This window comes from Roseateles sp. GW823-FHT07B05 (genome assembly GCF_058794515.1).
Window position 1 is genome coordinate 282,447 of record NZ_JBXAGX010000003.1, and the last position, 22,142, is coordinate 304,588.

A 22,142-nucleotide genomic window follows, 5' to 3' on the forward strand; every position below is an offset into this window, starting at 1 on the left:
TGTGCCTACGTACCTTCACTCGTGCAAAGGTGATGTAGGTACGTAGGTTCGCTTCTGTTCGACCCGATGGACACCTGAAAGCCCGCTGGCACAGTGCACAGCGGTCGGTCACCTGGTGGTGGTTTGACCTGAGACAACGTTGTCGCAAATCGCCCGGCCGCCGGGCAGGCGGCGGCAGGCACAGCAAAAGAGTCCACGAGGAACCCCATGCAATTCGATCTCCTGGCCATGTTGGGCGACGTGTTCGCCAAGCACGGCGGCCCGGCCCCCGCGGCGGCGCAGACCTACTCGCCCACCGACTTCAGCGTCCACTTCTTCCTGCAGCTGGCCCTCATCATCCTGGCCTGCCGCGTGGTGGGCTGGCTGGGCTCCAGGTTCCTCGCGCAGCCGCAGGTGGTGGGCGAGATGATCGCGGGCGTCGTCCTCGGCCCGTCGCTGCTGGGCCTGTTCGTGCCCGACATCCAGTCGGCCATCTTCCCCAAGGAGATGAAGAACGTCCTGTATTGCGGCGCGCAGCTGGGCGTGGGGCTGTACATGTTCCTCGTCGGCACGACGCTGCGGCTGGACCATTTCGCCACCAAGGCCAGGAGCGCCATCGGCGTGTCCATCTCGGGCATCGCGGCGCCGTTCTTCATCGCGTTCCTGATCACGCCCATGCTGCTGCAGGTGCCGGGGCTGTTCGCCGAGGGCATCTCGCCGGCGAACGCGACGCTGTTCATGGGCGCCTGCATCGCGCTGACGGCCTTCCCCATGCTGGCCCGCATCATCAACGAGCGCGGCCTGGCGCACACGTCGCTGGGCACGCTGTCGCTGACGGCCGGTGCCTTCGACGATGCCGTCTCCTGGTGCGTGCTGGCGCTGGTGCTGGCCGCCTTTGGTGCCGGCCCGGGCGTGGCGGTGCTGGCCATCGGCGGCGGCGTCATCTGGGCGGCCTTCGTGATGCTGTTCGGCCGCCGGCTGCTGGCGCCGCTGGGCCGCAGGGTGGAGCGCGAGGGCCACATGAGCAACACGGTGCTGGGCATCACGCTGATCGCGTTCTGCACGTCGGCCTTCGTCATGGACGCCGTCGGCATCCATGCCATCTTCGGCGGCTTCATCCTCGGCGCCGTCATGCCGCGCGGCCTGTTCGCCAGCGAGCTCAAGAAGAAGGTCGAGCCGCTGACGGTCATCCTGCTGCTGCCCATGTTCTTCACCTACTCGGGTCTGAACACGCGGCTGGACATGATCAATTCCTGGCAGCTGCTGCTGATCGCGCTGGGCGTGCTGGTCGCGTCCGTGCTGGCCAAGTTCGGCGCCTGCTACCTGGCCGCCCGCCTGGCCGGCGAGGACAACCGCACCGCGTTGGGTATCGGCGCGCTGATGAACTCCCGCGGGCTGATGGAGCTCATCATCATCAACATCGGCCTGCAGAAAGGCATCATCGGCCCGGCGCTGTTCTCGATGCTGGTGCTGATGGCCGTCATCACCACCATGATGGCCAGCCCGGTGTTCGAGCTGGTCTACGGCAAGAAGGCACGCGAGTCGGGCGAGCTGGGCGCCGTGCCCGGCAGCCACCCGGCCAGCAGCGCGGCCTGAAACTTGCAAGGCTGAACCCAGTCTCTTTGCGCCGCCGTCCGGAGGTGTTCGGCGGCCTTCAAGGGGTGCGGCCCGTGGGCTCACCCCTCTTTTCATGTCCCCCGTTGCCGAGGCCTTGCAGCCATGACCGACATCGCGCCAGGCGGCCTGGCCCGCACCGTTGCGAACCGGGCGCCCGGGAGCGCCTACCCGCCGCCCGCCGCGCTGGCCCAGGCCGCCATCACGCGCCGCGAGGGGCCGCCGCGCTTCACGCCGGTGGCGGGCGTCTTCGCCTGCCTGGGCGTGTTCACCGTCATCGCCGTGCTGGCCTACAGCTCGTTCAACCTCGGCGTGCTGCTGGCGCTGGGCTCGTTCGGCTCCACGGCGGTGATGATGTTCACCTTCCCCGAGATCCACTTCTCGCAGCCGCGCAGCGTCGTCGGCGGGCACTTCATCTGCACGGCGGTGGGCCTGGCGGCGCTGGCGCTGTGGGGCCCGGCCTGGTGGGCGCTGGCAACGGCGGCGGCGGTGTCGGTCGCGCTGATGATGCTGGCCCGCTGCATGCACCCGCCGGCGGGGTCCAACCCCATCATCGTGTTCCTGGTGGCGCCGAAGTGGAGCTTCCTGTTCTTCCCGACGCTGGCCGGCGCGCTGACCATGGTGGCCGTGGCGGTGCTGTATCACCGCGCCTGCCGGCGCGAGTACCCGGTGTACTGGTACTGAGCGCGCCGCGCCGCCTCAGGGCGGCAGCAGGCCGGCCGTCGTCAGCGCCAGACCCAGCCCGGCGCACAGCGCCAGCAGCGGCATCACGCCCAGCTTGAAGCGGAACAGCGCGATGCCCGCGCCCACGGCGATCAGCGCCGCGATCCCGTCGAACCGCCCGCCGAAGCCCTGCGGCCACAGCACATGCCCGGCGAAGAACAGCGCCAGGTTCAGGATGACGCCGACGACCGCCGCCGTGATGGCCGTCAGCGGCGCCGTGAAGCGCAGCTGGCCGTGCGTGGACTCGATGATCGGCCCGCCGGCCAGGATGAACACGAACGACGGCAGGAAGGTGAAGAACGTGACGACGCCCGCGGCCGCCGCGCCGGCGAGGAACAGCGCGTCGGGCCCGAACAGCTGCTTCGTCCAGCCGCCGACGAAGCCGACGAAGGCCACCACCATGATGAGCGGCCCCGGCGTCGTTTCGCCCAAGGCAAGGCCGTCGATCATCTGCGCGCCGGTCAGCCACTGGTGCTGCTCCACGGCGCCCTGGTAGACATAGGGCAGCACCGCGTAGGCGCCACCGAAGGTCAGCAGCGCGGCCTTCGTGAAGAACCCGCCCATCTGCGTCAGCGCGCCCTGCACGCCGTGCGCGAGCACGAGGCCGGCCATCGCCGCGCCCCACAGGCCGATGCCGACGGCGAGCACGCGCGCCAGCCGGCGGCGCGAGAAGCGCGCATGGGGCGGCGTGGGCGTGTCGTCGTCGATCAGCGCCGGCCCGTAGCCGGCCTGGGCCGCGCCATGGCCGCCGCCGGGCGTGAAGACCTGCGGCGCGACACGCCCGCCGACATGGCCGATGAGCGCGGCGCCCAGCACGATGAGCGGGAAGGGCGCATCCAGCGCGAACAGCGCGACGAAGGCCGCCGCCGCGATGCCCCACAGCCAGCCGTTCTTCAGCGCGCGCGTGCCGATGCGGTGTGCCGCGTGCACCACCAGCGCCGTCACCGCCGGCTTCAGGCCGTAGAACAGCCCGGCCACCGCGGGCAGCGTGCCGTGCGCGAGATAGACCCACGACAGCGCGATGAGGATGGCCAGCGACGGCAGCACGAACAGCGCACCGGCCACGAGGCCGCCGGCCGTGCGGTGCATCAGCCAGCCGATGTAGGTGGCCAGCTGCTGCGCCTCGGGGCCGGGCAGCAGCATGCAGTAGTTCAGCGCGTGCAGGAAGCGCTTCTCGCTGATCCAGCGGCGCCGCTCCACCAGCTCGGTATGCATGATGGCGATCTGCCCGGCGGGCCCGCCGAAGCTGATGAAGCCCAGCTTGAGCCAGAAGCGCAGCGCCTGTCCGAAGCCCACGGGCGCGGGGGGCGCTGGAAGCAGGGGGGAGCGGTCGGACATGGTGGCGGGGTGGTGGGCGGCGGGCAGGCCGCAATGTAGCCAGGCTCGGCGGCGCTGATGCCCGGCGTTCAGCGCGCCCGAACGCGTGCAGATCTCGCGCTTGCCGGTTGCACGAGGGGTTCACTCGCGAACTTGATTGCTTGGGCGCGTGGATCGGCGATAACGTTGCGTCTTGTTTGTTTGTCTCCTCCACCCGCACAGGTGGATTCAACCCTTCGAGCCGGCGCTGCCGACCGAAGGGTTTTTTTCTGGCTGCGCGCGGCGACAAAAAAGGGCGCCCGCGGCGCCCCTTGTGTCTGGCCAGGCCCGACGATCAGGCCGCCACGACGCGAACCATCTCCAGCACCTTGTTCGAGTAGCCCCACTCGTTGTCGTACCAGGACACCAGCTTCACGAAGGTGCCGTCCAGCGCGATACCGGCTTCGGCGTCGAAGATGGAGGTGCGGGCGTCACCGCGGAAGTCGGTCGCGACGACCTTGTCTTCCGTGTAGCCCAGCACGCCCTTCAGCGCGCCCTGGCTCTGGGCCTTGAACTCGGCGCAGATGTCGGCGTAGCTGGCTTCGTTGTTCAGCTCGACGGTCAGGTCGACGACCGACACGTCGCTGGTGGGCACGCGGAAGGCCATGCCGGTCAGCTTCTTGTTCAGCTCAGGGATGACCTTGCCGACGGCCTTGGCGGCGCCGGTGCTGCTGGGGATGATGTTCTCCAGGATGCCACGGCCGCCGCGCCAGTCCTTGTTGCTCGGGCCGTCCACGGTCTTCTGCGTGGCGGTGGCCGCATGCACGGTGGTCATCAGGCCGCGCTTGATGCCCCACTTGTCGTTCAGCACCTTGGCCAGCGGGGCCAGGCAGTTCGTCGTGCAAGACGCGTTGGAGATGATGGCTTCGCCGGCGTACTTGGTGTGGTTCACGCCGAAGACGAACATCGGCGTCTCGTCCTTGGACGGTGCCGAGAAGATGACCTTCTTCGCGCCCGCGGCCAGGTGCTTCTCGCCGCCGGCCTTGTCCAGGAAGATGCCGGTGGATTCGATGACGATGTCGGCGCCGGCCTCGGCCCACTTCAGTTCCGTCGGGTCCTTGATGGCGGTCAGGCGGATGGACTTGCCGTTCACGACCAGCGTGTTGCCCTCGACGGCGACGTCACCCTCGAACTTGCCGTGCACGCTGTCGTACTTGAGCATGTAGGCGAGGTAGTCGGGTTCCAGCAGGTCGTTGATCGCGACGACCTCGATGTCCTTGAAGTTCGCGACAGCGGCACGGAACACCATGCGTCCGATGCGGCCGAAGCCGTTGATGCCGATCTTGATGGTCATTGGAAAGTCTCCAGAGCAAAAGAAATTGGGTTCGCGCAGGGCCGCTGATTCTCGGCCATCTGCCGGCGAGGGGGTTTCAGGGCGATTTCAGTCCTGATGAAGCCCGGGATCGCGCATCGCGGCGGGCGAGGGCCGACAGTATGCGGCGTGCAAAGGCCGCCAGCAGCGCGGCGGCCAGTGCGCTGGTGCCGGCCCATAGCGCCAGGCGCCAGCGCCGGTGCTGCCAGGCGTCCTCGAACTCCCGGTAGCCCAGCAGCTCGCCGTCGGCCGAGGCGATGCGCACGACCTGCTTGTCCAGCAACGTCACCGTCCACGCCAGGCCGCCTCGGTTCAGCGAGCGCTGGCGCATGGTGCCCAGCTGCAGGTCGTCATGGATGCGTAGCGCCCAGTGGCCATCCTCCAGCGGCACCCGGGCGGCCGCCAGCGCCGGCGGGGCCGACTCGCTGTACGGCAGCACCAGCGCCTCGCCCTGCGCGACAGGCTCGGTGGCATAGGTGCCGGTGCGTTGTGTGTGCAGCGTGGCGACGCCCAGCGGCACCACCTCGAAACTCGGCAGCTCGGTCCAGCGCGGCGCGCTGCGCCCGGCCTGCACGCCGCAGGCCAGCGCCACCACCGCCAGGATGCCGACGCAGGCCCACAGCGCCGGCGCCCGCGTGCCGGCTAGCGCATCGGGTGCGAGCACCAGTTGGCCGTGGATCTCCATGGACGACCGTCAGCCCAGCTTGATCGTGCCGCAGGGCACGTCGATGAACATCGACGCGCGCAGCAGGCTTTCGAACTGTTCCCGCTTGAGGTTCAACTCCAGCTCCTCCATCCACGCGATGAAGCTGCGCCGGTTGGGGTTGGTCTCGCCCACCTCGGTGACGCGGTTGCGCAGCGCCGGCCGGCCCAGTTCGAACTTCACCCGGAATGGGCAGGCCATGGTGTCAAGGCTGAAGTTGACAGGCGTGGCCTCGGCGTTTTTGACCATGCGCAGGAAGCCGACCAGACCCACGTCCTTGAAGGAGTAGCTGGGGCTGTTCTCGCTGAACGTCAGGTGCAGCGTCTGCTCCATGACGAAGCGCTCGCCGGGCTTCAGGCAGGGCACGCGGTAGGTGCTGACATGGTCCAGCCAGTCATCGCGGTGTTCGCGGTGCGTGGAGGCGTAGAGCACCTTCGCCTGCGGCGGCTGGTCTGGTGCCGTGAAGGTCAGCTCCATGACGACGTTGCCGGTCGTCGGCCCGGGCTTGAAGCCACTGGCGAACGTGCTTGCCCCGGCCGTGCCGCCGAAGTTGGGCGGTTGCGGCGGCATGATCAGGCAGGCCTTGTGCTGCGCGCTCGGGGGCAAGGGCAGGTTCATGGGCTGCGGTGTCTGCACGCCGCCGGCATCGACGGCCTTGAAGGCGATCTCCTGCAGCGCCGAGACCTTGCGGCCTGCGGGCAGGCAGGGCAGCCGGAATTGCCGCGCGTAAGCCTCCGCCACCTCGCGCAGTTCGTCCCCTCCGCTGCTGTAGACGACGTTGACGTCGGGTGGGCTTTGGGCGTCGCGAAAGTTCAGCTCCACGCGGTACAGGCCGTTCATGCGCGCGGCCAGCGCATTGGCAGGGTACTTCGGTGGCTGCGCCGGCCGCACCAGGCAGGTCAGGATGTCCTCGCCGCTGCTGTCCGCAACGGCAGTGCCTTGTGCATGAGCGCCCAGGGCGCACGCCCCCAGGGCCCAGGCGATGAGCAACTGGCGCATGTCGAGGTTCCTCATTTCAGGTCCACCACCTGGCAGGGCACGTTGATCGTCACCTTCTCGTAGAACAGCGCCGCCTCTTCGTCCGGCGGCAGGTCCAGCCGCAGCCGCTCCAGCCAGCTCAGGAAGGCATGGCGATTGGCGTCCCGAGAGCCCGCCACGGACGCCTGGTTGTTCCTGGCCGGCTGGTACATCTGCAGGCTGACCTGGAAGGGGCAGTTCATCGTGCGGGTGTCGAACCGGATGCGCAGGGCCTTGGCATCCTTGACCCGCCCGAGGAACTCGTCCAGCTCGAACGCCCTGGGCTGAGGGCGCACGGCGCCAGGCGGCGTGGCCTCGAAGATCTGTTCGTGCCAGGCGCCCAGCTTCGTCCGGCCATCGGCGCAGGCCTGGTATCGGCGGACGTAGCGCCGCGTGTCCATCGCGAAGATCGCTGCGCCCGTGCGGTGCTCGATCTCCACCTCGGGAGGCTCGCCGGCCTGCATGAAGCGGAACTTGAACAGCACCTTGGAGGGGGCCGGGGGCTGCTGGCTCACGGGCAGGCCGCCGGCCGGCTTCACGTAGCAGAGCGGCTCATCGGGCGCCTGCCGTTTCGCCCACAACGGCCAGGCCTCGCCAGCCGTCAGCGCGCCCGTGCCGGGCGTCCACCAGAACTCCTGCACCACGCCCTGCCGGGCCGGGCTTTCGAGGCAGGGCATGCGCGATGCGCGCAGCGCCGACGTCAGCAAGTCGGCCGTGGTGTCATCGCCCTTCCACAGCCAGGTGACCGTGGGCGCGGCATCGGCGGCCGTGAAGACCAGCCGGGCCCGCAGCAGCCGCGGTTCGCCGTCGGCGGGCGCCGCGGCGTTCAGCACCGCCGGCACCTGCACTTTCAGACAGGCCAGGTGTTCCGCCGATTTGTCGACCGGCCGAAGACCTGGCGCCGCCGCGTCATCTGCATGAGCAGCTCCGCTGCCGAAGAGCGCCAGACCAGCGCAAGAAGCGGTCAACGACCGCCGGATGCTGATGTGCATCTTGATTCCTCCCGGCCCGCATGATGGCAGGCTCCGGGAGGCTTCAGGCCGCTGATGCAGTGAGTTAGTTACTTCTTCTTCAGCACGGCCTTCACGGTCGCCGCGACGTTCTCGGGCGTGAAGCCGAAGTGCTTGAACAGCACCGGTGCCGGGGCCGATTCGCCGAAGGTGTCGATGCCGACGACGGCGTCCACGCCGTACTTCCACCAGAAGTCGCTGACGCCCATCTCCACCGCCACGCGCGGCAGGCCCTTGGGCAGCACGCTCTTCTTGTAGTCCTTGTCCTGGCGGTCGAACACGTTGGTGGACGGCATCGAGACGACGCGCACCTTCACGCCCTCGTCGGCCAGCAGCTTCTGCGCGGCCAGCGCCAGCTGCACTTCCGAGCCGGTGGCGATGATGACGGCCTTGGCCTTGCCCTTGGCCGGCTCGGCCAGCACGTAGGCGCCCTTGGCGATCTCGTCGACGTTGGTCTTGGGCGAGTAGGCCAGGTTCTGGCGCGACAGCGCCAGCAGGCTGGGGCGCTGCGCGTTGCCCAGCGCCATGGTCCAGGCGACGACGGTCTCGGTCGTGTCGGCCGGGCGCCAGACGTCCAGGCCCGGGATCAGGCGCAGGCTGGCGACATGCTCGATGGACTGGTGCGTCGGGCCGTCTTCGCCCAGGCCGATGGAGTCGTGCGTCATCACGTGGATGACGCGCGTCTTCATCAGCGCGGCCATGCGGATGGCGTTGCGGCTGTAGTCGCTGAAGGTCAGGAAGGTGCCGCCGTAGGGGATGAAGCCGCCGTGCAGGGCCACGCCGTTCATGATCGCGGCCATGCCGAACTCGCGCACGCCGTAGTTGATGTGGCGGCCGTTGTTGGGCTTGCCGTCAGCGTCGAAGCGCAGGTTGGGCGTCGAGCTGGTGTTGGTCAGGTTGGAGCCGGTCAGGTCGGCGCTGCCGCCCAGCATCTCGGGCAGCTTGGCGGTGAAGGCCTCCAGCGCGATCTGGCTGGCCTTGCGGCTGGCGACGGTCTGCGCGTCGGCGTGGGCCTTGACGACGGCGTCCACGGCGATCTGCGCAAAGTCGGCGGGCAGCACGCCGGCCATGCGGCGCTGGAACTCGGCGGCCAGCTCGGGGTGGGCTTCGGCGTAGGCGTCGAAGCGCACGTCCCACTCGCTCTCGACGCGGTCGCCGGCGGACTTGTGGTCCCACGCTGTGTAGACCTCGGGCGGCACGACGAAGGGCTCGTGCGTCCAGCCCAGCGCCTCGCGGGTCAGCTTGATTTCCTCGGCGCCCAGCGGCTCGCCGTGCGCCTTGCTGGTGTTGGCGCGGTTGGGCGAGCCCTTGCCGATATGGGTCTTGGCGATGACGAGCGTCGGCTTGTCGGTGCTCTGCTTGGCCTTGCCGATGGCGTCGTCCACGGCGTCCACGTCATGGCCGTCCACCGGGCCGACGACGTTCCAGCCGTAGGCCTGGAAGCGCTTGGCGGTGTCGTCCACGAACCAGGGCGCGACCTGTCCGTCGATGGAGATGCCGTTGTCGTCGTAGATGGCGATCAGCTTGTTCAGCTTCCAGGCGCCGGCCAGCGCGGCGGCTTCGTGGGAGATGCCTTCCATCAGGCAGCCGTCGCCCAGGAAGGCGTAGGTGTGGTGGTTGACGATCTCGTGGCCGTCGCGGTTGAAGTCGCGGGCCAGCAGCTTCTCGGCCAGCGCCAGGCCCACGGCGTTCGTGATGCCCTGGCCCAGCGGGCCGGTGGTCGTCTCGACGCCGGCGGTGATGCCCACCTCGGGGTGGCCGGGCGTCTTGCTGTGCAGTTGGCGGAAGGCCTTCAGCTCCTCGATGGGCAGCTCGTAGCCCGTCAGGTGCAGCAGCGCGTAGATCAGCATGGAACCGTGGCCGTTGGACAGCACGAAGCGGTCACGGTCGGCCCAGTGCGGGTTGGCCGGGTTGTGCTTGAGGTGGCGGGCCCACAGCGCGACGGCGATGTCCGCCATGCCCATGGGGGCGCCCGGGTGGCCCGAGTTGGCGGCCTGCACGGCGTCCATCGCCAGCGCGCGGATCGCGTTGGCCATGAGGGTGGGGGAGGCGGTCGATGCGGTCATGGCCGGGGCTTTCTTGAGCAGGTGGAGCAAAACACGGGATTTTACGGGGGTGACTTTCGGCGCCTTGATCCAACGCAAGGCCGCGGCGTCGCTGCGGAGCGACGCTTGCGCCATGCTGCCCTCGCCCATGCCCCTGGCCGTGCGCGTCATCCGCGCCGAGCACGACGCCCTCGCGGCCATGCTGCGCACGGTGCCGCTGCTGCTGGAGGCGCAGCGCCACGCCGGCGCCGCGCCGGACTTCGGCGCGCTGCGGGCCATGCTGTTCTATGTCGACGAATTCCCTGAACGCCTGCATCACAAAAAGGAAAGCGAGCTGCTGTTCCCGCGGCTGCGCGCGCTGGCGCCGGCGCTGCGCGACACGCTGGACGACCTGGAGGCCGACCACGCCCAGGGCGAGCGCGCCATCCGCGCGCTGCAGCACAGCCTGCTGGCCTGGGAGCAGATGGGCGAGAGCCGGCGCGACAAGTTCACCGAGCAGTTGCGCGTGTACTCGGCGCGCTACCTGCGCCACATGAAGCGCGAGGAGACCGAGATCCTGCCGCGCGCCGCCGAGGTGTTCGGCGCCGACGACTGGGCCGAGCTGGACGAGGCCTTCGGCAGCCACCAGGACCCGCTCGCGCCGCGCCCCGGCCAGGCGGTGGACGCCGCCTACGCGCCGCTGCGCGAGCGCATCCTGGCAGCGCTGCCGGCGCCGTTCGGGTGGGGGCCGCCTATCGCTGCGAGCGTGCGCTCCTGAGCACGCGCAGCCGTTCGCTGGCCAGCCACTCCACGGGTGGGCGGCCCAGCAGCTCGCGCAGCGCGTCGGCGTCCAGGCCGGGGTCGGCGCTGACGACGCCCACCCAGCGGTCGCGGCCGCTGCGCTTGGCCTCGTAGAGCGCGCCGTCGGCCACGTCGATGAGGGTGCCCCAGTCCAGCGCCTGCGGGTGGGCGGGCGCCAGCGGGAAGCAGGCGAAGCCGATGGAGCAGCTGCGCGTCACCGTCTGGCCGTCGGGCAGCACGAAGGGACGGCCGGAAACGGCGCGGCGCATGCGCTCGGCCAGGTCGGCCGCGTGCTCGCGCGAGCCGTCGCGGGCCACGACGAGGAACTCCTCGCCGCCCCAGCGCACGACGTGGTCGCTGTCGCGGCACACCTCGCGCAGCCGCTCGCGCATCTGCACCAGCACGGCGTCGCCGGCCGAATGGCCGTGGCGGTCGTTGACGAGCTTGAAGTGGTCCACGTCCACCAGCATGAAGACGAGGTCGCCGTTGTCCGACGGCGCGCCGCCGGCGGCATGGCGGCGCAGCGCCACCGCGATGTCGGCGTCGATGTGCTGGGTCAGGTAGCGGCGGTTGTGCAGGCCGGTCAGCGGGTCGCTGAGGCTGGATTCCTTCAGCACCTCCGACAGCGCCTCCAGCTCGGCGGTGCGCTCCTGCACGCGCCGCTCCAGCTCGGCCTGGCGGCGTTCCAGCGCGCGCGTGCGCCACTGCACCAGGCCGTAGACACCCAGCACGGCCAGCAGCCCGCCCAGCAGCCGGGCCCACCAGGTCTGCCACCAGGCGGGCTGCACTTCCACGTCGATCAGCAGCGGCTGGTCGGTCCAGTCGCCCAGGCGGTTGCTGCCCTGCACCTGCAGCGTGTAGCGGCCGGGGGAGAGGTTGGCGTAGCTGGCCAGGCGCAGCTCGGCGCCGGTGGTGATCCAGTCGTCGTCGTAGCCCAGCAGCCGGTAGCGGTAGACGTTCTGGGCCGGCGCGCTGTAGTCCAGCGCTGCGAACTCCACCGAGAACGCGCGTTGCCGCGAGGTCAGCGTCAGCCCCTCGCGCAGCAGCCCCAGTGGCCGGCGGCGGCTGTCGATGCGCAGCTCGGTCGCGACGATGGGCGGCTGGAAGTCCCAGCGCCTGAAATGACCCGGCTCCACCACCAGCAGCCCGGTGCTGCCGCCGAACAGCATGCGGCCGTCGGCCAACTGGCCGTAGGCGCGGAACCAGCCGGTGCCGATGTCCACGCCGTCGATCCTGCCGAACTCGGTGTAGAGGTCGGTGGCGGGGTCGACCATGCCGCGGTGCGTCCAGATGCGGCCCTGCGTGTCGGCCAGCAGGTTGGCGCCGAAGCTGCGCTCCTGCGTGCCGCGGTGCAGGTCCACGCGTTCGAACGCCGCCCCAGGCGGGCGGCGGAACAGGCCGGCGCTGGTGTCCACCCACAGCGTGTCGCGGGCGTCCATCAGCAGGCCCAGCACGCCCTCCTGCGGCAGGCCGGCGCCGGCCGGCTGCAGCTCGCCGCCGACGAGCCGGAACAGCCCGGCCTCGGCACCCACCCACAGCTGGCCGTCGGCGCTCTCGATCATCGCGTTGACGTTGCCGCCCAGGCGCTTGCCGCCGGCCAGCGGCAGGCGGTCCAGCTCGGCGGCGCCGGCGGCCAGGCGATGCAGGCCGTCCGCCGTGCCCACCCACAGCGTGCCGTCGCGGCCGGCCAGCAGCCGGCGCACGCGTGCCTGGCCGGTGGAGCGCACCTCGCGCAGGCGGCGCTGCGCGTCGAAGCGGAACAGCTGGCCGCTCTCGGTGCCGGCCCAGACGCTGCCGTCGCCCGCCTGCGCCAGCGCGGCGACGAGGCCGTTGAAGCGGGCGTCGGGCCGGATCGCGCCGGTCAGGTGCAGCTGCGGGTCCAGCACGGCGATGCCGCGCTCCAGCGTGCCCAGCCAGATCTCGCCGCTGCCCAGCTGCAGCACGCTGCGCACGTCGGTGTCGGCCAGCGGGCTGGTGGGGTCGTCGTCCTGGCGGCGCACCCACAGGGCCTGGTTCTCGGGGTCGTAGCGCTGCAGGCCGCCGCCGTAGCCGCCCACCCATAGCGTGCCGGCGCGGTCGCGCAGCAGCGCGTGGAAGTCGGTGCCGCCCAGCGTCCACGGGCGGCGCTGGTTGCGCTTGAGCAGCTGCAGCAGCCGGCCGTCGGTGGCGCGCAGCTCCACGCCCGTGACGCGGCCCACCCACACCTCGCCCTCGCCCACGCTCAGCAGGCTCAGCACCGGCGAGGGGCGGGCGCCGTCGCCGGCCGCCAGCGGCTGCGGCGGCGCGTGGCCGTCGCGGTCCAGCCGCAGCAGCCGGCCGTCGCGCGTGCCGACCCAGATGTGGCCGTCGCCGGCCTGGGCCAGCGCGTTGACGGCCCAGTCGCCCGGCACCGGCTCGAAACGCTGGGCGCCGGCGCGCAGCCGCGCCAGGCCGCGCCAGGTGCCCACCCAGAGGTCGCCGTCGCGGTCCACCAGCAGCGCGCCGATGCGGTCGTCCGGCAGGCCGCTGGCGGCGCCGGCGCGGAAATGCTCGAAGCGGCCGGTGGCCGGGTCCAGCCGGTCCAGGCCGCCCAGCAGGCCCACCCAGATGCGGCCGTCCTGTGCGCGCGCCAGCCGCAGCACGCTGCCGGGCGAGATGGAGTGGGGCACGGCGGGGTCGTGCTGCAGGAAGGTCCAGCGCTCGGCCTGCGAGTCGAAGCGGGCCAGGCCCTCGCTGGCGCTGCCGGCCCACAGCACGCCGCCGCGGTCGGCCAGCAGCGCACGCAGGAAGCGGTTGGCGCGGCTGCCGGGCCGGGCCTCGTCGGTCATCGGGTAGGTCTTGGTCTGGTAGCCGTCGTAGCGCACCAGGCCCACGCTGGTGCCCACCCAGATCAGGCCGCCCTCGTCCTGGGCCAGCGCGGCGACGATGCCGTCGACGATGCCCGCCGTGCCGCCGGCCGTCACGAAGCGCGGTTCCGACATGGGGTCCCGCCCGGCGGTGGCCGGCGGCGGGGCCAGGCAGCAGATCAGCAGCAGGAGCAGGGCGAGCGGCAGGCGCATCGACGCGGTCATCGTTCCAGGGGGCGGCGAGCGTAGCAGGCCCGCCCGGCCGCGGGCCGCGTCAGACCCGCTTGAGCCGCTCGGCCACGGAGGTGGCGAGCTTCAGCCGCCCCGTCGCGGCCCATTCGTCCAGGCGGCGGCGGGCGTCTTCCAGCAGCTGGGCCGTGTCGGCCGCCTCGGCGTCCACCAGGCCCACCCAGGCGTTGCGGCCCACGTCCTTGGCCTCGTACAGCGCCGCGTCGGCGAGGTCGATGGCGGCATGCCAGTCCAGCGCGGCGGGCAGCCGCGTGCACAGCGGGAAGGCGCTGAAGCCCACCGAGCAGGTCAGCGTCAGCCGGAAGTCGCCCTCCACCTCGAAGGGCTGGGCGGCGATGGCCTGGCGGGCGCGCTCGGCCAGCTCGGCGGCGCGGCCGCGCGGCGTGCCGCGGGCGACGATGAGGAACTCCTCGCCGCCCCAGCGCACCAGGTAGTCCGTCGCGCGGAACACCTGCTCCAGCCGGCCGCGCATCTGCGTCAGCACGGCGTCGCCGGCCATGTGGCCGTGGGCGTCGTTGATGCGCTTGAAGTGGTCGATGTCGACGAGGAAGAACAGCAGGTCCTGCTCGCTGCCGCCGGGGCTGGGGATGTGCGCGATGGGCTCGTAGTGGCGCTGCGCCAGCGCCACGTCGGCGGGCATCTGGCGGTCCAGGAAGCGGCGGTTGCGCAGGCCGGTCAGCGGGTCGGTGAGGCTGGCTTCCTCCAGCTCGATGGACTTGGCGGTCAGCGCGGCGGTGGCGGCCTCCAGCGCCTCGGTGCGCTCGTGCACGCGCGCCTCCAGCACGCGCTGGCGGCGCAGCAGCCAGCGCGTGCGCATGCGCACGATGCCGGCCACGGCGGCGAGTGCCGCCAGCACGGCCAGCGCACGCGCCCACAGCGTCTGCCACCAGGCGGCGCGCACGTGCACCTCCAGCTGCAGCTCGTCGGGCCCCCAGACGCCGTCGCGGTTGCTGCCCTGCACGTGCAGCCGGTAGTGGCCGGGCGACAGGTTGGTGTAGGTGGCCGTGCGGCCCAGGCTGCCGTCCACCCAGCCGTCGTCCAGCCCCTGCAGCCGGTAGCGGTAGCGGTTGCGGCCGGGCTGGCTGTAGTCCAGCGCGGCGAAGGCCAGGCTGAACGCGCGCTCGCCCGGCGCCAGCACCAGCTTGGCGCCGCCGGTGGGCAGCGGTCGCTCCTCGCCGTCCACGCGCAGCTCTGCCGCCACCAGCGGCGGCTTGTAGGCCCACGGCGAGAAGCGGTCGGGCGCGATGACCAGCAGCCCGCGTGCGCCGCCGAACAGCATGCGGCCGTCGTCCAGCTTCTCGTAGGCCCGGAACCAGCCGGTGCCCAGGTCGGCGCCGTCGGCGGCGCCCAGCTCGCGGCGCTCGCCGCTGCGCGGGTCGAACATGTTGCGCTGCGACCAGATGCGGCCCTGCTTGTCGAACAGCAGGTTGGCGCCGAACGCGCCGCCGGCGTCGGACGCGGCCACGGCCTCGAAGCGCGCCTGCGCGCCCTTGTTGTCCACCATGCGGTGCAGGCCGGTGCCGGTGTCCACCCACAGGCGGCCGGCCAGGTCCACGGCCATGCCCAGCACGGTCTGGCCGGTCAGGCCCTTGGTCTCCACCCATTCGGCGATGGGCTCCTCGTCGCCGGGGCGGGCGATGCGGAACAGCCCCGCCGCGCCGCCGGCCCACAGGCTGCCGTCGGGCAGCCGCGCGAACGCGTTGACCTCGCCGGTGCCGCCCACCAGCCCGGCGGTGGGGATGGGGCGCATCTGCGGCTGGCGCGGCGACCAGCGCAGCAGGCCGTCCAGCGTGGCGATCCACAGCGCGCCGTCGTCGGTGGCGTGGAAGCGCCGCGGCACCGCGTTGCCGCTGCGCAGCGTCTCTTTCCAGCGGCCCTGCTCGTCGAAGCGCAGCAGCTGCGTGTCGATGGCCACCCAGACCGAGCCGTCCTGCGTCTGCGCCATCGCGTTGACGCGCCCGGCCGGCAGGCCCGCGGTGCCCGGGATGATGTGGGCCAGCGGCTGCAGCTCGCGGTCGCGGCGCTCGATGCCGCCGGCCAGCGTGCCCAGCCAGATCTCGCCGCTCTTGAGCTGCAGGATGCTGCGCACGTCCAGCGCGGCGGGGCCCATGGCCTCGCGCACCATGGACAGGCCCGGCAGCGACGGCACGTGCCGCATCAGACCGCCGCCGTAGCTGCCGGCCCAGATGGTGCCGGAGGGGTCGCGCAGCAGCGCGCGCACGTCGCTGCGCGGCGCGGTGGCGGGCAGGCGCTCGATGAGGGCGCCGTCGAGCGCGCGGCGGCGCGACAGGCCCGACGCGTCGCCGAACCACAGCTCGTCGGGGTCGGGTTGCGCCATCGCCATGACGGGCCAGACGCTGGCGCCGTCGGCCTGCGCGCCGGCGCTGAAGGGCAGCAGCTGGCCGGCGGTGGACAGCGCGCGCAGCCGGCCCTGGGCCGTGCCGGCGATGATGCGGCCGTCCAGCGTCTCGGCCAGCAGCGTGACGAGCTGGTCGGACAGGCCCACGTCCAGCGTCTCGATGGGGCCGTCGGGCGCCTTGCGGGCGAGGCCGCGCCAGGTGCCTATCCACAGCGTGCCCTGGCGGTCCACCAGCAGCGTCTGCACGCGCGGGTCGGGCAGGCCGTCCTCCTTGCCGCGGTGGTGGGTGAAGCGCTCGCGCTTGACGTCGAAGCGGTCCAGCCCGCCGCTGCCGCCCAGCCACAGCGTGCCGTCTTTCTCCAGCGCCAGCGTGCGCACGGTGTTGGCGGCGGGGGCGGTTTCGTCGGCGGAGCTGCCGTCGCGGGCCCAGCGGGCCCACTGGCCGGTGGCCATGTCCATGCGCACCAGGCCGCTGTTGCCGGCGGCCACCCACATCCAGCCGCGCGGGTCGGGCAGCATGGCGCGCACGAACTGCTCGGGCAGCAGCGTGCCGTCCGGCGCCGCCAGCGCGTGGTGCTTGAAGGTGTAGCCGTCGAAGCGCAGCAGGCCCTCGGGCGAGCCCGCCCACAGCAGGCCGCGGGCGTCCAGCGCCAGCGCGGAGACGACGTTGTCCCGCACCGCGCCCGATTCGCCGATGGGCTCGAAGCGCGGCACCACGGCCTGGGCGGTCGCCAGGCCCAGCAGCAACAGCAGGCTTGTGGCCCCTCTCTTTATGGACACCCTCATGGCGCGGCATTCTCTGCGACGTCGCCGGCATGCCGTGCCGGCACAAGCCCGCAGGGGAAAACTCCCGTTCGGGCCGGCGCGGCCCCCGGCACCCCCTGCCGTGCCGTGAATTAAATCGCGGGCATGGGCGCTTCTATCAATTGAGATGAATCGTTTTTATCAAATTTAGGCAAACTAGCGTCCAGCCCGGCGCGCTCCCGTTGAGTCCGCAGGGCCAAGGAGTTCGCCATGGAAGCCCCGCTCGCCCCCGCCTCCCCGACCGCTGCCGCGCCCCCCGCCGAACCGCGGGTGTGCACGCTGCTGTTCGTCGACGACGAGCCGGCCATCCTCAGCGCCCTGCGCCGGCTGTTCCGGCCGCTGGGCCACCGGCTGCTGCTGGCCGAGAGCGGCGAGGCGGCGCTGCAGGTGCTGGCGCAAGAGAAGGTGGATCTGGTGCTGTCGGACATGCGCATGCCGGGCATGGACGGCGCGCAGCTGCTGCAGTCGGTGTGCCAGGGCTGGCCCGACGTTGCACGGCTGCTGCTGACGGGCTATGCCGACATCGGCTCCATCGTCGCGGCCATCAACCAGGGCGAGATCCAGCGCTACATCGCCAAGCCCTGGGATGACCAGGAGCTGCTGCTGGCGGTGCGCGAGGGCCTGGAGCGGGTGCAGCTGCGCGCGGAGAACCGCCGGCTGCAGGCGCTCACGCAGGCGCACAACGCCGAGCTGGAGCGGCGCGTGGCCGCCCGCACGGCCGAGCTGTCCCAGGTGAACGACATGCTGGAGCGCGCCTTCGCCGAGCTGCGCGAGAACTTCCTGCTGTCTGTCAAGGTGTTCGCCAGCCTGATGGAGCTGCGCGCGGCCGGCCAGGCCGGCCATGCCGAGCGGGTGGGGCAGCTGGCCCGGCGCCTCGCGGCCGAGCTGGGCCTGTCAACGGCCGAGCAGCAGGACTGCTACGCGGCCGGCCTGCTGCACGAGGTGGGCAAGATCGGCCTGCCCGATGCGCTGCTGCGCAAGCCGGTGTCGATGATGCGCGGCGAGGAGCTGGTGCTGTACCGCCGCTACCCGCTGCTGGGCGAGGCGGCGCTGATGCCGCTGACGGGCCTGCGCGGCGCGGCGCACCTGGTGCGCGCCCACCAGGAACGCATCGACGGCCTGGGCTTTCCCGATGGCCTGGCCGGCGCCGAGCTGCCGCTGGCGGCCCAGGTCGTGGGCCTGGCCGCGGCCTTCGAAGGCCTGCAGGCCGGCCGCCTGTCCGAGCGCCGGCATGACGAGGCCCGCGCCCGCGCCGTTATCCACGGCGCGGCCGGCACGCATTTCGCCCCCGCCGTCGTGGCGGCCTTCGAGCGCCTGTTGAACACCGCGCCCGCCCCCGCGCCGAACGAGCTGGCGCTCTCCGCCGGCGAGCTCAAGCCCGGCATGGTGATGGCGTCCGACCTGCTCAGCCCGCAAGGCACGCTGCTGCTCGCCGCGGGCTTCGTGTTCGATGCCGTGGTCATCACCACGCTGCGCGACCTGGTCGCGCGCGAGGGCCTGGGCACCGTCTTCCGCATCCGCGACACCCGCCCCGACACCGCTTCCGCCTCGTCCTGACCCACCGCCCTTTCGAAAGCACCCCATGCCCACCCCAGCGACCGCCTCCACTCCCCAGCACGTGCTGCTCGTCGACGACGAGCCGGCCATCCTCCACGCGCTGGTGCGTACGCTGCGCCGCGGCGCCGCCGACGGCCTCTGGCAGCCGCTGCGCACCGAGGCCTTCACCGACCCCGCGGCCGCGCTGGCCCGCGCGCGGGAGCAGAGCTTCGCGCTGGCGATCAGCGACTTCCGCATGCCCGGCATGAACGGCGCCCAGTTCCTGGCCGGCCTGCGCGAGTGCCAGCCCGACTGCCGGCGCGTCATCCTGTCGGCCCATGCCGACTTCGAGGGGCTGACCGACGCCATCAACTCCGCGCGCATCTCCCTGTTCCTGTCCAAGCCCTGGAACGAGCCCGAACTGCTGGCCGCCGTGCATGAGCAGCTGGAAGACCATCGCCGAGTCGTCGAGACCGAACTGCTCGCCGAGCGCCAGCGCCTGACGCTGGGCCAGCTGAGCGCGCAGGAGGTGGAGCGCCGCCGCCTGGAGCGCATGGAGCCCGGCATCACACAGGTGTGCTGGAGCAGCGACGGCGCCTATGTGCTGGACCCTGTGGGCAGCGTGAGCTTCTGATGCCATGAGCGCCGCCCGCCAGCCCTGCGATGTGCCGGTCCTGCCTGACAGCCTGCGCGCAGCGCTGGAAGCGGTGAGCGCCGCGCTGCTGGCGCACGACGGCGAGCACACCGTCTTCGCCAACGACGCCATGCTGCGCCTGCTGGGCCGCACGGCCGACGAACTGCCGCAGCTGGCCCCCGAAGCCTGGGCCGCGCCGGCCCAGCAGGCCGAGCTGCGCGAGTACGGCCGCCGCTGTCTGGACAGCGAGGGTGCGCTGCCGGCCATGGAGATCGAGGCCGTCAGCGCAAGCGGCACGCGCCGCCACCTGGAGATCGCCGCGCGCCGCCTGGCCACCGAGGCCGCGCCGCTGGTGCTGCTGACCTGCCAGGACCTGAGCGACATGCGGCACGTGCAGAACAGCCTGCTCGAGGTCGGCCGCGTGATGTACCAGATCGTCGAAAACGGGCCGGTGGCCAGCTACGTCATCGATGGCAGCCACCGCGTCACGCACTGGAACGCGGCCTGCGCGCAGCTGACCGGCCGCACGGCCGGCCAGATGCTGGGCGGCGACGAGACCTGGCGCGCCTTCCACGAGCATGTGCGGCCCACGCTCGCGGAGCTCATCGTGGACGGCCGGCTGCAGGAAGACGGGCCGCTGTACTACGGCGATGCGCTGCAGCGCTCACCGCTGCTGGCCGACAGCTACAGCTACGAGGGCTTCTTCCCGACGCTCGGCCCGGCGGGGCGCTGGCTGTGCGTGACGGCCGCGCCGCTGCGCGGCATCGACGGCCAGGTCATGGGCGCCATCGAGACGCTGCAGGACGTGACGACCCGCCACCAGGCCGAGGAGCAGCTGCGCCGCCACCAGGCGGAGCTGGAGTCCACCGTCGCGCAGCGCACCGCCGAGCTGCGCCTGACGCACCGCGAGCTGGAGGCTTTTCTGGAGAACGCGTCGGTGGGCATCATCGCCACGCGCGAGCTGCAGATCGCGCGCACCAACAAGAAGTTCGCCGAGATCCTGGAGCTGCCCGCCGACGTGTCGCCGGCCGAGCTGGCGCCGCGCCGCTTCTTCCTGGACAACGCCGATTTCCACGACCTCGGCCGCCTGGCGACGAATGCGCTGCGGGCCGGCACCTCGCTCGTGCACGAGATGTGGCTGCGGACCTGGACCGGCCGGCGCATCTGGGTGCAGCTGATCGCCTACGCGTCCAACCCCGCCGGCGGCACGTCGGGCATGTGGTGGCTGCTGCAGGACCACAGCGAAGTCATGCGCGCGCAGGAGGAACTGGTCAGCAACTTCCGCAACATGCAGGTGACGAATGCGCGGCTGGAGGAGGCGCAGAACCAGCTGCTGCAGTCCGAGAAGATGGCCTCCATTGGCCAGCTCGCGGCCGGCGTGGCCCACGAGATCAACAACCCCATCGGCTTCGTCAACTCCAACCTCGGCACGCTGCGGCGCTACGCCGAGCAGCTGCTGGCGCTGACGCAGGCCTACGTCGCCCGTGAGCGCGGGCCGGTGGACGCCGAGCTGGCCGCGCTCAAGCAGGCGGCGGACCTGGAGTTCATCGTCGAGGACCTGCCCTCGCTGCTCGACGACAGCGAGGACGGCCTGTCGCGCGTGCGCAAGATCGTGCAGGACCTGAAGGACTTCTCGCGCGTGGACCATGCCGACTGGCAGGACGCCGACCTCAACGCCGGGCTGGAGTCCACGCTCAACGTCGTCATGAACGAGGTCAAGTACCGCGCCGACGTGCGGCGCCAGTACGGCCAGCTGCCGCCGGTGCGCTGCCTGGCGGGGCAGCTCAACCAGGTGTTCCTGAACCTGATCGTGAACGCCGCGCATGCCATGCCGGCCGAGCGGCGCGGCGTCATCACGCTGGCCACCGGCGTGGCGGTGCAGGAGGACCGCGACTGGGCCTGGATTGAGGTGGCCGACGACGGCTGCGGCATGACGCCGGAGGTGCAGCGCCGCATCTTCGAGCCCTTCTACACCACCAAGCCGGTGGGCAAGGGCACGGGCCTGGGGCTGTCGCTGTCGTTCTCCATCGTGCAGAAGCACGGTGGCCGCATCGAGCTGCAGTCCGCCCCCGGCGAGGGCACCCGCTTTCGCGTCTGGGTGCCCGTGGCCGGCCCGGCGGCCTGACGCTCAGCGCGCCAGCGGCGCCGTGGCGGCCTCGATGCGGGCCAGCACCTCGGGCGTGAGCTTGGGCACCACGGCCAGCGCACCGAGGTTGTCGCGCAGCTGCTCGATGCGGCTGGCGCCCAGGATGACCGTGGACACGCGCGGGTTGCGGTTGATCCACGCGATGGCCAGCTGCGCCGGCGTGCAGCTCAGCTCGGCGGCGATGTCGACCAACTGGCCGACGGCGTCGTTGCGCGCCTTGTCCTGCAGCTGCTCGCGCAGCCAGCCCATGCTCTCCAGCGCGCCGCGGCTGCCGTCGGGAATGCCGCCGCGGTACTTGCCCGTCAGCAGGCCCGAGGCCAGCGGGCTCCAGGTGGTGAGGCCCAGGCCGATGTCGTCATAGAGACGGGCGAACTCCTGCTCGACCTTGCGGCGGTGGAACAGGTGGTACTGCGGCTGCTCCACGACGGGCTTGTGCAGGTGATGGCGGTCGGCGATGTCCCAGGCCGCGCGGATGTCGGCCGCTGACCACTCGCTGGTGCCCCAGTACAGCGCCTTGCCCTGGCGGATGATGTCGCTCATCGCCCACACGGTCTCCTCGATGGGCGTGTGCGGGTCGGGGCGGTGGCAGTAGATCAGGTCGATGTGGTCCAGCTGCAGGCGCTTCAGCGAGCCGTCCACGGCCTGCATCAGGTACTTGCGGTTCAGCGTGTCCTTGCGGTTGGTCGTCGTGACGCCGTCGCGCGCCAGCCCCCAGAAGAACTTGCTGGAGACGATGTAGTCCAGCCGGTTCCAGCCCAGCGCCTTGAAGGCCTGGCCCATGACGACCTCGCTCTCGCCCTGGGCGTAGACCTCGGCGTTGTCGAAGAAGTTGATGCCGGCGTCGAAGGCCGCGGCCAGCATCTCGGTGGCGGCCTTGGTGTCGACCTGGTTGTGGTACGTGACCCAGGAGCCGAGCGAGAGTTCGGAGACCTGGAGGCCGGCGCGGCCGAGGCGGCGGTATTGCATGGGCAGATCCTGTGGGGGGCTGGGGAAAGCGCGGCAGCTTACGCGGGCCGGCCCGGGCCTGTCCCGCGGGCGGGTATCGTTGCG

Annotated in this window: 15 protein-coding genes; 6 read left to right on the forward strand and 9 right to left on the reverse strand. The window is 71.5% G+C overall.

Annotated features, from left to right (window positions below):
* Nucleotides 1–207 precede the first annotated feature (207 nt).
* On the forward strand, nt 208–1,575 hold the full coding sequence (locus AC1Q7O_RS09515) for a cation:proton antiporter (RefSeq protein ID WP_492658983.1): 1,368 nt from the start codon (nt 208–210) through the stop codon (nt 1,573–1,575).
* 123 nt (nt 1,576–1,698) lie between these two features.
* Nucleotides 1,699–2,277 carry an HPP family protein gene (locus AC1Q7O_RS09520; protein ID WP_492658982.1) on the forward strand — a complete coding sequence of 193 codons (579 nt, stop codon included), beginning with the start codon at nt 1,699–1,701 and terminating at the stop codon, nt 2,275–2,277.
* A 15-nt stretch (nt 2,278–2,292) separates the two neighbouring features.
* Here the strand turns inward: AC1Q7O_RS09520 and chrA are convergent, their stop codons facing one another.
* The 6 genes from chrA to tkt all read right to left on the reverse strand — a co-directional run bounded on the left by chrA (nt 2,293) and on the right by tkt (nt 9,780).
* A complete protein-coding gene (gene chrA, locus AC1Q7O_RS09525; RefSeq protein ID WP_492658981.1) occupies nt 2,293–3,654 on the reverse strand; it encodes a chromate efflux transporter in 1,362 nt (453 codons plus the stop codon).
* Nucleotides 3,655–3,967: 313 nt separating this feature from the next.
* Nucleotides 3,968–4,966 (reverse strand): type I glyceraldehyde-3-phosphate dehydrogenase, encoded by a 999-nt coding sequence (gap, locus tag AC1Q7O_RS09530; protein ID WP_492658980.1) that lies wholly within the window; start codon nt 4,964–4,966, stop codon nt 3,968–3,970.
* Nucleotides 4,967–5,042: 76 nt separating this feature from the next.
* On the reverse strand, nt 5,043–5,669 hold the full coding sequence (locus AC1Q7O_RS09535; protein ID WP_492658979.1) for a hypothetical protein: 627 nt from the start codon (nt 5,667–5,669) through the stop codon (nt 5,043–5,045).
* A gap of 9 nt (nt 5,670–5,678) precedes the next feature.
* Nucleotides 5,679–6,701 (reverse strand): energy transducer TonB, encoded by a 1,023-nt coding sequence (locus AC1Q7O_RS09540; RefSeq protein ID WP_492658978.1) that lies wholly within the window; start codon nt 6,699–6,701, stop codon nt 5,679–5,681.
* On the reverse strand, nt 6,698–7,537 hold the full coding sequence (locus tag AC1Q7O_RS09545; protein ID WP_492658977.1) for a hypothetical protein: 840 nt from the start codon (nt 7,535–7,537) through the stop codon (nt 6,698–6,700). The genes AC1Q7O_RS09540 and AC1Q7O_RS09545 overlap by 4 nt, the downstream gene beginning before the upstream one ends.
* Before the next feature lie 227 nt (nt 7,538–7,764).
* Nucleotides 7,765–9,780: a transketolase gene (tkt, locus tag AC1Q7O_RS09550; protein WP_492658976.1), complete on the reverse strand. Its 2,016-nt coding sequence runs from the start codon at nt 9,778–9,780 to the stop codon at nt 7,765–7,767.
* A gap of 112 nt (nt 9,781–9,892) precedes the next feature.
* On the opposite strand from tkt, the gene AC1Q7O_RS09555 reads away from it, so the two are divergent.
* Nucleotides 9,893–10,516 (forward strand): hemerythrin domain-containing protein, encoded by a 624-nt coding sequence (locus tag AC1Q7O_RS09555; protein ID WP_492658975.1) that lies wholly within the window; start codon nt 9,893–9,895, stop codon nt 10,514–10,516.
* Here the strand turns inward: AC1Q7O_RS09555 and AC1Q7O_RS09560 are convergent.
* Together AC1Q7O_RS09560 and AC1Q7O_RS09565 are read right to left on the reverse strand one after the other, a co-directional pair.
* The gene (locus tag AC1Q7O_RS09560) at nt 10,491–13,577 is read right to left on the reverse strand and encodes a ligand-binding sensor domain-containing diguanylate cyclase (protein WP_492662688.1); all 3,087 of its coding nucleotides are present in this window, start codon (nt 13,575–13,577) and stop codon (nt 10,491–10,493) included. The two genes, AC1Q7O_RS09555 and AC1Q7O_RS09560, sit on opposite strands and share 26 nt — an antisense overlap.
* A 61-nt stretch (nt 13,578–13,638) precedes the next feature.
* Complete coding sequence (locus AC1Q7O_RS09565; protein ID WP_492658973.1) at nt 13,639–16,758, reverse strand: diguanylate cyclase; 3,120 nt, start codon at nt 16,756–16,758, stop codon at nt 13,639–13,641.
* A gap of 228 nt (nt 16,759–16,986) precedes the next feature.
* Between AC1Q7O_RS09565 and nosR the strand changes: the two genes are divergently transcribed.
* From nosR to AC1Q7O_RS09580, 3 genes are read left to right on the forward strand one after another with little or no spacing between them, the layout of a single operon-like run.
* On the forward strand, nt 16,987–18,333 hold the full coding sequence (nosR, locus tag AC1Q7O_RS09570) for a response regulator c-di-GMP phosphodiesterase, NosR family (protein ID WP_492658972.1): 1,347 nt from the start codon (nt 16,987–16,989) through the stop codon (nt 18,331–18,333).
* A gap of 25 nt (nt 18,334–18,358) precedes the next feature.
* Entirely contained in the window at nt 18,359–18,946 is a 588-nt protein-coding gene (locus AC1Q7O_RS09575; protein WP_492658971.1) for a response regulator, read from the forward strand.
* 4 nt (nt 18,947–18,950) lie between these two features.
* Complete coding sequence (locus tag AC1Q7O_RS09580; RefSeq protein WP_492658970.1) at nt 18,951–21,071, forward strand: PAS domain-containing sensor histidine kinase; 2,121 nt, start codon at nt 18,951–18,953, stop codon at nt 21,069–21,071.
* 3 nt (nt 21,072–21,074) lie between these two features.
* Here the strand turns inward: AC1Q7O_RS09580 and AC1Q7O_RS09585 are convergent, their stop codons facing one another.
* Entirely contained in the window at nt 21,075–22,058 is a 984-nt protein-coding gene (locus AC1Q7O_RS09585; protein WP_492658969.1) for a potassium channel beta subunit family protein, read from the reverse strand.
* Between the last annotated feature and the right edge of the window lie 84 nt (nt 22,059–22,142).

What these genes read in the sequence shown, in the direction of transcription:
- AC1Q7O_RS09565 (WP_492658973.1), bottom strand. Translation starts at nt 16,758, where the DNA reads ATGAGGGTGTCCATAAAGAGAGGGGCCACAAGCCTGCTGTTGCTGCTG.
- AC1Q7O_RS09555 (WP_492658975.1), top strand. Translation starts at nt 9,893, where the DNA reads ATGCTGCCCTCGCCCATGCCCCTGGCCGTGCGCGTCATCCGCGCCGAG.
- AC1Q7O_RS09515 (WP_492658983.1), top strand. Translation starts at nt 208, where the DNA reads ATGCAATTCGATCTCCTGGCCATGTTGGGCGACGTGTTCGCCAAGCAC.
- AC1Q7O_RS09520 (WP_492658982.1), top strand. Translation starts at nt 1,699, where the DNA reads ATGACCGACATCGCGCCAGGCGGCCTGGCCCGCACCGTTGCGAACCGG.
- tkt (WP_492658976.1), bottom strand. Translation starts at nt 9,780, where the DNA reads ATGACCGCATCGACCGCCTCCCCCACCCTCATGGCCAACGCGATCCGC.
- AC1Q7O_RS09575 (WP_492658971.1), top strand. Translation starts at nt 18,359, where the DNA reads ATGCCCACCCCAGCGACCGCCTCCACTCCCCAGCACGTGCTGCTCGTC.
- gap (WP_492658980.1), bottom strand. Translation starts at nt 4,966, where the DNA reads ATGACCATCAAGATCGGCATCAACGGCTTCGGCCGCATCGGACGCATG.
- AC1Q7O_RS09535 (WP_492658979.1), bottom strand. Translation starts at nt 5,669, where the DNA reads ATGGAGATCCACGGCCAACTGGTGCTCGCACCCGATGCGCTAGCCGGC.
- nosR (WP_492658972.1), top strand. Translation starts at nt 16,987, where the DNA reads ATGGAAGCCCCGCTCGCCCCCGCCTCCCCGACCGCTGCCGCGCCCCCC.
- chrA (WP_492658981.1), bottom strand. Translation starts at nt 3,654, where the DNA reads ATGTCCGACCGCTCCCCCCTGCTTCCAGCGCCCCCCGCGCCCGTGGGC.
- AC1Q7O_RS09585 (WP_492658969.1), bottom strand. Translation starts at nt 22,058, where the DNA reads ATGCAATACCGCCGCCTCGGCCGCGCCGGCCTCCAGGTCTCCGAACTC.
- AC1Q7O_RS09580 (WP_492658970.1), top strand. Translation starts at nt 18,951, where the DNA reads ATGAGCGCCGCCCGCCAGCCCTGCGATGTGCCGGTCCTGCCTGACAGC.
- AC1Q7O_RS09560 (WP_492662688.1), bottom strand. Translation starts at nt 13,577, where the DNA reads ATGCGCCTGCCGCTCGCCCTGCTCCTGCTGCTGATCTGCTGCCTGGCC.
- AC1Q7O_RS09540 (WP_492658978.1), bottom strand. Translation starts at nt 6,701, where the DNA reads ATGAGGAACCTCGACATGCGCCAGTTGCTCATCGCCTGGGCCCTGGGG.